The sequence below is a fragment of the Brevundimonas sp. genome, from assembly GCF_031082345.1.
GTDB lineage: Bacteria > Pseudomonadota > Alphaproteobacteria > Caulobacterales > Caulobacteraceae > Brevundimonas.
Genome location: NZ_JAVHLH010000010.1, coordinates 1 through 9,662 on the forward strand (window position 1 = coordinate 1; position 9,662 = coordinate 9,662).

At 69.2% G+C, this 9,662-nt stretch carries 10 protein-coding genes; 7 read left to right on the top strand and 3 right to left on the bottom strand.

Annotated elements, in window-relative coordinates; genetic code table 11:
* Window positions 1-1,904, bottom strand: a 1,904-nt coding sequence (gene hyfB / locus RDU12_RS01375) for a hydrogenase 4 subunit B (protein ID WP_308683993.1), incomplete at its 3' end; no start/stop codon positions are given.
* A gap of 439 nt (window positions 1,905-2,343) precedes the next feature.
* On the opposite strand from hyfB, the gene RDU12_RS01380 reads away from it, so the two are divergent.
* Window positions 2,344-3,519, top strand: coding sequence for an acetyl-CoA C-acetyltransferase (locus tag RDU12_RS01380; RefSeq protein ID WP_300290492.1), 1,176 nt, complete (start codon window positions 2,344-2,346; stop codon window positions 3,517-3,519).
* A 53-nt stretch (window positions 3,520-3,572) separates the two neighbouring features.
* Here the strand turns inward: RDU12_RS01380 and RDU12_RS01385 are convergent, their stop codons facing one another.
* Entirely contained in the window at window positions 3,573-4,166 is a 594-nt protein-coding gene (locus tag RDU12_RS01385) for a hypothetical protein (protein ID WP_308683994.1), read from the bottom strand.
* 323 nt (window positions 4,167-4,489) lie between these two features.
* On the opposite strand from RDU12_RS01385, the gene sdhC reads away from it, so the two are divergent.
* The 4 genes from sdhC to RDU12_RS01405 are packed head-to-tail and all read left to right on the top strand — an operon-like array spanning window position 4,490 to window position 7,906.
* The gene (gene sdhC, locus RDU12_RS01390) at window positions 4,490-4,915 is read left to right on the top strand and encodes a succinate dehydrogenase, cytochrome b556 subunit (RefSeq protein WP_300291260.1); all 426 of its coding nucleotides are present in this window, start codon (window positions 4,490-4,492) and stop codon (window positions 4,913-4,915) included.
* On the top strand, window positions 4,915-5,304 hold the full coding sequence (gene sdhD, locus RDU12_RS01395) for a succinate dehydrogenase, hydrophobic membrane anchor protein (protein ID WP_300291258.1): 390 nt from the start codon (window positions 4,915-4,917) through the stop codon (window positions 5,302-5,304). The genes sdhC and sdhD overlap by 1 nt, the downstream gene beginning before the upstream one ends.
* Window positions 5,305-5,309: 5 nt before the next feature.
* Window positions 5,310-7,097 carry a succinate dehydrogenase flavoprotein subunit gene (gene sdhA / locus RDU12_RS01400; RefSeq protein WP_300291256.1) on the top strand — a complete coding sequence of 596 codons (1,788 nt, stop codon included), beginning with the start codon at window positions 5,310-5,312 and terminating at the stop codon, window positions 7,095-7,097.
* Between the two features lie 26 nt (window positions 7,098-7,123).
* Window positions 7,124-7,906, top strand: a complete 783-nt coding sequence (locus tag RDU12_RS01405) for a succinate dehydrogenase iron-sulfur subunit (RefSeq protein WP_300291254.1) — start codon at window positions 7,124-7,126, stop codon at window positions 7,904-7,906.
* A 232-nt stretch (window positions 7,907-8,138) separates the two neighbouring features.
* Here the strand turns inward: RDU12_RS01405 and RDU12_RS01410 are convergent, their stop codons facing one another.
* Window positions 8,139-8,417: a helix-turn-helix transcriptional regulator gene (locus RDU12_RS01410; RefSeq protein WP_308683995.1), complete on the bottom strand. Its 279-nt coding sequence runs from the start codon at window positions 8,415-8,417 to the stop codon at window positions 8,139-8,141.
* Between the two features lie 323 nt (window positions 8,418-8,740).
* Here RDU12_RS01410 and RDU12_RS01415 point away from each other — a divergent pair, with 323 nt between their 5' ends.
* Both RDU12_RS01415 and RDU12_RS01420 read left to right on the top strand, forming a co-directional pair.
* A complete protein-coding gene (locus RDU12_RS01415) occupies window positions 8,741-9,067 on the top strand; it encodes a helix-turn-helix domain-containing protein (RefSeq protein WP_300291250.1) in 327 nt (108 codons plus the stop codon).
* A gap of 103 nt (window positions 9,068-9,170) precedes the next feature.
* Window positions 9,171-9,557 (top strand): DUF983 domain-containing protein, encoded by a 387-nt coding sequence (locus RDU12_RS01420; protein ID WP_308683996.1) that lies wholly within the window; start codon window positions 9,171-9,173, stop codon window positions 9,555-9,557.
* Window positions 9,558-9,662 lie beyond the last annotated feature (105 nt).

Below are 9,662 nucleotides of genomic sequence, written 5' to 3' on the forward strand. Positions count from 1 at the left end.
CCGATCGCGCCCGCGATCGGCAGATAGAGCCGTTCCCACACGAGGTCGCGGATCCGCAGGGTGAAGCGGGCCGGCCCCGCCGTCCCGGGCGGCGGCATCTCAACGCTCTCGCGGGCGCCGAACAGCAGGCCGCCGAACACGCGGCGCAGCGGCTGGGCGAAACCGCTTGGAGAATACTGGGTCGCCGGGCGGGGATCGGGATAGCCGCAATCCCAGGCCGGCGCTCGCCGCACGGCCTTGGCGGCGACGGCCCGCACCAGCAGCGCCGAGGCGGCCGCGGAAATGGCGATGAAGCCGAACATCACGAGCCCGTCATAGGAGCTCCGGTGTTCGGCCAGGGGCGCCAGCATGAGCCACGGCTGGCCGGACTGCGCCGGGATCGCCTGGCCGACCAGCATGCGGGCCACGGGCGCGAGCGCGTCGAGAACCAGGCCCGGCAGGACGCCGATGAGCAGGCAAGCGAGGGCGAGCACGCCCATGGCGCCGATCTGGAACCGGTCCACCTCGCGCGCCGTCGCCGCCGCCGGCGACCGGGGACGGCCCAGGAAGGCCATGCCGTAGGCGCGCACGAAACAGGCGGCGGCCAGGGCGGCGGCGAGCGCCAGCATGGCGCCGACCGCCGGGGTGAGGAATTTGAGCAGCCATTGCGGCAGGTCCGGGCTGAGCAGGATCGCCTGGAACAGGAGCCACTCGGACACAAAGCCGTTCAGCGGCGGCAGGGCCGAGGCGGCGGCCACGCCGACCAGCATGAGGGCGGCGGTGAATGGAAGCCGGTGGATCAGCCCGCCCATGGCGGCCAGGGCGCGTTCGCCGGTCGCCGAAAGCACCGACCCGGCCCCGAAGAACAGCAGGCTCTTGAAGGTCGCATGGTTGATGGCGTGCAGCAGGCTGGCCACCAGGGCCAGGGCCGCGGCCTCGCCCATGCCGTTAGCCTTGAACGCCAGGGACAGGCCGAGGCCGAGGAAGATGATGCCGATATTCTCCACCGTGCTGTAGGCCAGCAGACGTTTGAGGTCGTCCTGAAGCAGGGCGTAGAGCAGGCCGACGACGGCGGTCACGGCGCCGGCCGAGAGCAGGGCCACGCTCCACCACCACTGCGGCGGGCCGAGAAGGTCGAACGCGATCCGGATGAAGCCGTAGATCGCGACCTTGGTCATGATGCCGCTCATGAGCGCCGAAACATGGCTGGGCGCGGCCGGGTGAGCCAGCGGCAGCCAGACGTGCAGGGGGACCAGGCCCGCCTTCGAGCCGGTCCCGACCAGGGCGAGGATGAGCGCCACCCCCGTCAGCGGCCCGGCGCCGCCGAACGCCAGCATGGAGACGAAGTCGTAATGCCCCTGTGGCCCGGCCAGCAGGCCGAAGGCCAGCAGCAGGGCCAGGGTGCCGAAGCTGGCCATGACCAGATAGACATAGCCGGCCAGCGTATTGCCCGGCTCCTTGTGGTGCGACATCACCAGGGCCCACGACATGACCGACATGAATTCCCAGGAGACGAGGAAGGTGAAGGCGTCGCCGGCCAGCACCACCAGGCTCATCCCGGCGAGAAACGCCGGATAGAAGGGCAGCACGCGCTCGGGCGAAGGCTCGTGGCGGCCGTAGCCGATCGCATAGACGCTGGCGGCGCAGCCGCCGAAGCCGACGATGGCGAGGAACAGCGCCGCCAGGGCGTCGAGACGGTAGTGGGAGCCGATCCAGGGCACCCCGAGCGGAAGCACGAGGGTTTCGCCCCCGCCCCGCAACAGGCCCCAGAGCGCCAGCGCCCCGATCCCGGCGCCGATCGCGGCGCACAACGGATAGGTCAAAACCTGAACCGGGCGTGTCCGTCCCCCGACGGCGGCGAGCGCCCCGAGCGCGAGCAGGGCGGCGATGGACCAGATCACGGCGGGTAAGACGGTAGGATTCATGCCCTTGTCGGCGCTGGAGGGAGTCCTCGGACCTCAACCGGCGAGCGTTCGCCGCGGTCCGGTTGTGCCTGCCTGTAACCGGTCTCCCGTCTTGCCCATGGGAATCTCGCGCATGACGCGAACGCGGTCCGACAAACGCTTTGCCGTACGCCCCTGGGCGGTGAAGCGGACGAAGGGCTTCGACCGCGCCACTGACTATATTTACATCTATCGTGATGTCCACCGCATCACGTAAATTTCCGTATTCCGCACCGGTGGACGCCTGCCACACAAAGCGGGTGGCCGCCGCGGGCGCCTGTCCGCCGGCGCGGGCGTCCGGAGGGGGCACGCCTGACCGACCCAGCGATCGTGAGGTATTTGCATTCTTTGATGATATTTAATACGGCATTTGTGATCGCTTACATCGATTTATCCATCTGATTCCCGGAGCCTCCCCTCCATGCGTGACATCGTCATCGTTTCCGCCGCGCGCACGCCGGTGGGCGTCTTCAACGGCGCCTTCGCCGGCCTGGCGGCGCATGAACTGGGCGCCGTGGCCATAAAGGCGGCGGTGGCGCGCGCCGGCCTGGAGCCGGATCAGGTGGACGAGGTGATCCTCGGACAGGTCCTGCAGGCGGGTGCGGGGATGGGCCCGGCGAGGCAGGCCTCGAGAGGGGCCGGCGTACCGGTCGAGAGTCCGGCCTGGTCGCTCAACCAACTGTGCGGCTCGGGCTTGCGCGCCGTCGCCGTGGGGATGCAGCAGATCCTGTGCGGGGACGCCGACATCGTGGTCGCCGGCGGCCAGGAGAGCATGAGTCAGGCCCCGCACGCCGCCCATCTGCGCGGCGGACAGAAGATGAGCGACCTGGCCCTGGTCGACACCATGATCAAGGACGGTCTGTGGGACGCCTTCAACGGCTACCACATGGGACAGACGGCCGAAAACGTCGCGAGCCGATGGGGCCTGTCGCGCCGGGCCCAGGATGAGTTCGCGGTCGCGTCGCAGAACAAGGCCGACGCCGCCCGACGAGCCGGCAAATTCGGGGCCGAGATCGCCGCGGTCGCCGTGAGGGGGCGCAGGAGTGAAGCGACGATCGATCAGGACGAGTATATCCGGCCCGGGACGACGCTGGAAAGCGTCTCCCGCCTGCGCCCGGCCTTCTGCAAGGAGGGCACGGTCACGGCGGCCAACGCCGCCGGCATCAACGACGGCGCCGCGGCCCTGGTTCTGATGTCGGCCGCCGAAGCCGCGCGCCTCAAGCTCAGCCCGCTCGCCCGGATCGCCTCCTGGGCCCAGGCCGGCGTCGAGCCGGACATCATGGGAACCGGGCCCATCCCCGCGAGCCGCAGCGCGTTGCGAAAGGCGGGCTGGTCCGTCGGCGACCTCGACCTTGTCGAGGCCAACGAAGCCTTCGCCGCCCAATCGCTTTGCGTGATTCAGGAGCTCGAGCTCGACCCGGCCAGGGTCAACGTCAATGGCGGGGCGATCGCGATCGGCCACCCTCTCGGGGCGTCCGGCGCGCGCATCCTCACCACCCTGGTTTATGAGATGCACCGGGGCGGCGCGAAGAAGGGTCTGGCGACCCTGTGCATCGGCGGCGGGATGGGCGTGGCCATGTGTCTCGAGAAGGCCTGACCGCGGCGACCGCAAACGGCGGGCGCCACCGTGCGTCACCGTCTCGCCGGCTGTCAGGCGCGGGTCGCCCCGGCGCCGGACCGGGATTTGCGGGCCAGCGACAGGACGGCCGCGAAGGTGGCGACGCCGTGGGCGATGGTGGTGAGCAGGGGCTCGCGGACGAGAAACCACGGCTGCAGGGCCGCGCAGCGCGCAGCGCTCGCGAACAGGTGGTTTTCCAGGATGAGCCACCACAGCACCGCCATCGCGCCCCAGAGCACGGTCCCGAAGCCGGCGTTCAGCGTCTGTCGCCAGGCCTCGGGGGTGAAGTCCCGTCCGTCCGGCGCGTTGCGCAGAGGCTCGGCCCAAACCGCCCAGTATCGGCGTGACCCGGCGAACAGAAGCCCGGCGGCGATGAGATTGATCGCGGTGAGATGGATATCGAAGACCCAGGCGCGTTCGCCGAACGCGCCGACCGCGCCGCCCCCGCAACCTGGCCCTCCCGCCAGACCATAGACGGGCCACAGGAGTCTGCCCACGATCTCCACCCAGGTCGAGACCGCGGCGCCGAACCGGCCGTACGGATGGGCCAGGGCGTGGATGACGACCGCGGCGTAACCCAGGTTGAAGATCGCGCCCAGCAGCACGACGTCGCCGGCGATCGGCATTCGGGGCCGCGGCGGCTGGTGGGATTGGCGGTCGGTCTCGGCCGGTTGGCTGGATGTCCACATCACCGTCCTCACACATCACAACAGAGCGTCCTGGATGGGCCCGGGCCAACGTTGGCCGTCCGGCGCCGCAGGGCCAGCGCCCCGGCCGAGCGGGCCCCTGTGAATGATGCGCATAACGTGCGTCTTGATAGACTGAACATCAAGGTCTATGTTCAGTGGTGCTTGCTCGACCGGCTCGTCGCCCCTGGCGATCCGGGGCGGGCGCGCCGCGCCCGGCTTTCCTTGGAGCCATGACGAGGCCAACCAGAGGGTTACGATCCGTGGGACTTGAAGGCCGGGACGCCCGGTTGAGGACGTCGGCGACGCAAAGGCCGCTGTCGCCGCATCTTCAGGTGTGGCGCTGGCATCTGGCCATGCTGACGTCCATCCTCCATCGCGCGAGCGGCCTGGCCCTCTACGGCGGCGCCCTGGTGCTGGCGGGATGGGTGGTCGCCCTGGCCGGCGGGCCGGACCTGTTCGACGCCTACCGGGGCCTGCTGGGGTCGCCGCCCGGCAAGGGGATCCTGTTCGCGGTGACGCTCGCGATCTTCTACCACCTCGCCAACGGCATCCGGCACCTGGTCTGGGATTGCGGACTTGGATTCGATGTCAAGGCGGCCAACGCCACGGCCCTTGTCGTCATCGCCTTCGCCGTCGCCGCCAGCGTTTCGGTCTGGGTGTTCGCCGCCTTCGCGGGAGCGCTGTGATGCAAAGCCTGCGCACACCGCTCTCCCGCGCCCGCGGGTCCGGCTCGGCCAGGCAGGGCGTCGGCCACTGGATCTCCGAACGGATCACAGCCGCGGCCCTGATCCCTCTGGTGTTGTGGGGTCTGGCCGCGGCTCTTCAGCTGGCGACGGAGGACTACCCCGGCGCCGTCGCATGGATGCGCGCCTCTCCCCTCAACCCGGTCCTCCTGGCCCTGCTGGCGTCGGTCAGTTTCTGGCACATGCAGGCGGGCCTGCGGGTCGTCATCGAGGACTATATCCACCGCGCCGGAACCAGGGCCGCCCTGCTGCTCGGCAATCTGTCCGTCTGCGCCCTGGCCGGGTCGATCGCTGTGTTTTGCATTCTCAAGGTCGCGCTCGGAGGCGCCTGAAACCCATGCCGGCCTACCAGTTCATCGACCATGGGTTCGACGTCGTCGTCGTCGGCGCCGGCGGCGCCGGTTTGCGGGCGGCGCTGGGCTGCGCCGACGCGGGCCTGTCGACCGCCTGCGTCTCCAAGGTCTTCCCGACCCGATCGCATACCGTGGCGGCCCAGGGCGGCATCTCCGGCAGCCTCGGCAACATGGGCGAGGACGACTGGCGCTGGCACATGTACGACACCGTCAAGGGCTCGGACTGGCTGGGCGACCAGGACGCCATCGAATACCTGTGCCGCAACGCCCCGGCGGCGATCTACGAACTCGAGCACTGGGGCGTGCCCTTCTCTCGCACCGAGGACGGCAAGATCTACCAGCGCGCCTTCGGCGGCATGACGCGAAACTTCGGCGAGGGCCCGGTGCAGCGCACCTGCGCCGCCGCCGACCGGACCGGCCACGCCATGCTGCATACGCTCTACGGGCAGGCGCTCAGGAGCAACGTCCAGTTCTTCGTCGAGTATTTCGTTCTCGACCTCATCATGGACGAGGGCGTCTGCCGGGGCGTCACGGCCTGGAAGCTCGACGACGGGACCCTGCATCGTTTCCGGGCCCAGAAGGTCATCCTGGCCACCGGCGGCTACGGCCGCGCCTATTTCTCCTGCACCAGCGCCCATACCTGCACGGGCGACGGCGGCGGCATGGTGCTGCGCGCCGGCCTGCCCCTGCAGGACATGGAATTCGTCCAGTTCCATCCCACCGGCATCTACGGCGCCGGCTGCCTGATCACCGAGGGCGTGCGCGGCGAGGGCGGCTATCTGACCAATTCCGAGGGCGAGCGGTTCATGGAGCGCTATGCGCCGTCCGCCAAGGACCTGGCGTCGCGCGACGTGGTCTCGCGCGCCATGACCATCGAAATCCGCGAGGGCCGCGGCGTCGGACCGAAGAAGGACCACATCTTCCTGCACCTGGACCATCTCGACCCGAAGATGATCGCCGAACGCCTGCCGGGCATCTCGGAAAGCTCGAAGATCTTCGCCGGCGTCGACGTGACCCGGGAGCCCATCCCGGTCATCCCGACGGCGCACTACAACATGGGCGGCATCCCGACCAATTATCACGGCGAGGTCCTGACCCTGCGCGACGGCGACCCGGACAGCATCGTGCCCGGTCTGATGGCGGTGGGCGAGGCCGCCTGCGTCTCGGTGCACGGCGCCAACCGGCTCGGATCGAACTCCCTGACGGATCTGGTGGTCTTCGGTCGCGCGGCGGCGCTGCGCGCGGCCAGCCAGTTGCAGGCCGGCGCGGACGTCCCCGACCTCCGGCCGGCGCTGACCGAGCCGCATCTTGAGCGCTTCGACCGCTTCCGGTCGGCGAACGGATCGATCTCCACGGCTGCGCTCCGAACGGATATGCAGCGGGCCATGCAGGAGGACTGCACTGTCTTCCGGACCGCGACGACGCTCGCGCGGGCGGTGGACCGGATCGCCGGGGCGGCGCGGCGGATCGGCGAGGTGCAGGTCAGCGACCGCAGCCTGATCTGGAACACGGATCTGGTCGAGACCCTCGAACTCGACAATCTGCTGGGCCAGGCGGTCGTCACCGTCAACTCGGCGCAGGCTCGCCAGGAGAGTCGCGGCGCCCACGCTCGGGAAGACTTCCCGGACCGCGACGACGCGACGTGGATGAAGCACACCCTGGCCTGGTTCGATCCAGGCACGGGCGCGGTCCGGCTCGACTACCGCCCGGTGCATGCTCACACCCTGACCGACGACGTGGCCTACGTCGAGCCGAAGCGGCGGGTCTACTGATGACCGCGAACTCATAGGAACGGGCAATGGTCGAACTGGCGCTTCCCAAAAACTCCCGCGTCCAGAAGGGACGTCATCACCCCGCCCCCGCCGGGGCGGGCGAGACCCGAACCTTCCGCGTCTACCGCTATGATCCCGAGCGTCCGGACAATCCCTGCTGGGACACCTATGAGGTCGATCTTGAGGCCTGCGGCCCGATGGTTCTCGACGCGCTGATCCACATCAAGAATGCGATGGACCCGACCCTGGCCTTCCGACGCTCGTGCCGCGAAGGCGTTTGCGGCTCCTGCGCCATGAACATCGGCGGTCGCAACACCCTGGCCTGCACCCAGGCGCACGCGGAAATTCCCGGCAAGGACTGCCAGATAGCGCCCCTGCCGCACATGCCCGTCATCAAGGATCTGGTGCCGGACATGACCCTGTTCTACGCCCAGTATGCCTCCATCGAGCCCTGGCTGCACACCACCACGCCGGAGCCCCAGACGGAGTGGCTGCAGAGCCCGCAGGACCGCGAGAAGCTCGACGGGCTCTACGAGTGCATCCTGTGCGCCTGCTGCACCACCTCGTGTCCCAGCTACTGGTGGAATGGCGAGAAATACCTCGGACCCGCCACCCTGCTTCAGGCCTATCGCTGGGTGGTCGACAGCCGCGACGAGTCGACGGGCGAGCGACTCGACGCCCTCGAGGATCCCTTCAAGCTCTACCGCTGCCATACGATCATGAACTGCGCCCAGGTCTGTCCCAAAGGCCTCAATCCCGCCAAGGCGATCGCGGAGGTCAAGAAGAGGCTCGTCGAGCGGGTGCTGTAACCGCCCGCCGGGATCGCGGGCGCGTGAGGGACCCCGGCCGGATCGAACGCCGGTCGTCATCCGCCCCGCGGAGATAATCGTTACAGCGGCGAGTGACCGTCCATGGGACCGGCGGGCGGAAATCAGGGACCCTCAGCGACGGAGAGCGACCGGAGCCGCCCCTGACGCTGGCGCCAGAGGCCTTCGCGACGCTGCCCCTGCCCGGCGAGAGGGAATCGAACTGGCGGCGCCCTCAGACGTCGAGCGGCGGCCTTCGCGGCGGCCGGCGATCGATCAGGCGCACGCCGCGACCCGTTCCCTCGCTGCGCGCCCCTTCCACGATCAATTCGACGCCGGAGTCATTGATCGCATTGGCCACCTTCTCCAGGCTATCGACCACCGCCCGTACGATGCCGTCGCTTGCCTCCATGCGCTGGATCGTGGGCAGGGAAACGCCCGAAAGCCGGGCCAACTCCTTCTGGTCAATGCCGAGGAGCGCCCGCGCGGCCTTCATCTGTGCACCAGTGATCATTGGCCTATCTACGATGATGGTTTGGCCATCAGCAAGAGGAATGATCCTCTCCGTCGCGCCTGACCTGTCCCGTTGATGGTGCGAGCGGCCGCGCGCCCCTTGGCCGACCGCCCCGGGTGCGGGGGGGCGAGAACCACCCACGCAACCGACCAGCTGATTTGCCAGACCATTTTCCTGATACTTGACACATCAGCAAACAAGTATGATGCTATCCTCAACGCTTTCAAGCAGGCACACCTCATGCGTTCCGATCCCCGCAGCGCGCTCCGGCTCGCCCAGACTGAAGAGCGCCTCGGCGCGCGGCCCGGGCGGAGCGTCGGCCCGTGATCACGGGCGCCCAGTTGCGCGCCGCGCGCGCCCTGCTCGGCATGGACCAGCGCGAGCTCGCCGAACGCGCGGGGCTGTCGGTTCCCACCATCCAGCGGATGGAAGGATCGGACGGGTCGGTGCGGGCGGTGGTCGACAGCCTGGAGAAGGTCATGGACGCGCTGACCGACGCGGGCGTGGAGATGATCGCCGACGGAGCCCTCACGCAAGGTGTGGGCCGGGGGGTGAGGCTTTTGAATCGGCGAGCAAAGGAACGGACGTATGAAGCGGGTCGCGAGGCCGAACGGGCCGGCGCAACGAGGACCACCTCCGGTTCGGCCTGACGAGCCCGGGCTCCCCCTCCTGGCGGTCCCCGCCGGCGACCGCGCGCCAGCGCTTTTCCGGAGCGCGCCGGATGGCGCGCCGGGATCGGAGCTCTCCGCGCCAATGATGTCCGGTCCCGCCGCGCCCGGGCCGGGCCGGCGGTCGTTGTGGACCGGGCTGTCGCGCGGCGCGCGCGGCCATTGCCCTCACTGCGGCGTCGGACGGCTCTTTCGCGCCTATCTCAAGATCGCCCCCACATGCGCGGTCTGCGGGCACGACAATGATCAATACCCGGCCGACGACGCGCCGCCCTATTTCACCATCTTCATCGTCGGCCACCTCGTCATCGCGCCCCTGCTGACCTTTCGCTTCATCTGGTCCCTGCCGCCGGCCCAGGTTCTCGCGGTCCTGCTGCCGACGCTCACGGTCCTGACCCTGGCCCTGCTGCCCGTCGTCAAGGGCGGCGTCGTCGGCGTCCTCTGGGCGGTCGGCAAACCACCCGCCGCCTGAAAGACACCGACATGCCTCTGCAAGAGCAACGCGCCCGGGACGACGAGGACGCCCTGGAGTTCCACCGGTCTCCCCGGCCGGGCAAGATCGCCATCGCCGCGACCA

Coding starts and splice junctions, on each gene's coding strand:
- RDU12_RS01380 (WP_300290492.1), top strand. CDS start 2,344: ATGCGTGACATCGTCATCGTTTCCGCCGCGCGCACGCCGGTGGGCGTC.
- RDU12_RS01385 (WP_308683994.1), bottom strand. CDS start 4,166: ATGCCGATCGCCGGCGACGTCGTGCTGCTGGGCGCGATCTTCAACCTG.
- sdhD (WP_300291258.1), top strand. CDS start 4,915: ATGCAAAGCCTGCGCACACCGCTCTCCCGCGCCCGCGGGTCCGGCTCG.
- sdhA (WP_300291256.1), top strand. CDS start 5,310: ATGCCGGCCTACCAGTTCATCGACCATGGGTTCGACGTCGTCGTCGTC.
- RDU12_RS01405 (WP_300291254.1), top strand. CDS start 7,124: ATGGTCGAACTGGCGCTTCCCAAAAACTCCCGCGTCCAGAAGGGACGT.
- RDU12_RS01410 (WP_308683995.1), bottom strand. CDS start 8,417: ATGATCACTGGTGCACAGATGAAGGCCGCGCGGGCGCTCCTCGGCATT.
- RDU12_RS01420 (WP_308683996.1), top strand. CDS start 9,171: ATGATGTCCGGTCCCGCCGCGCCCGGGCCGGGCCGGCGGTCGTTGTGG.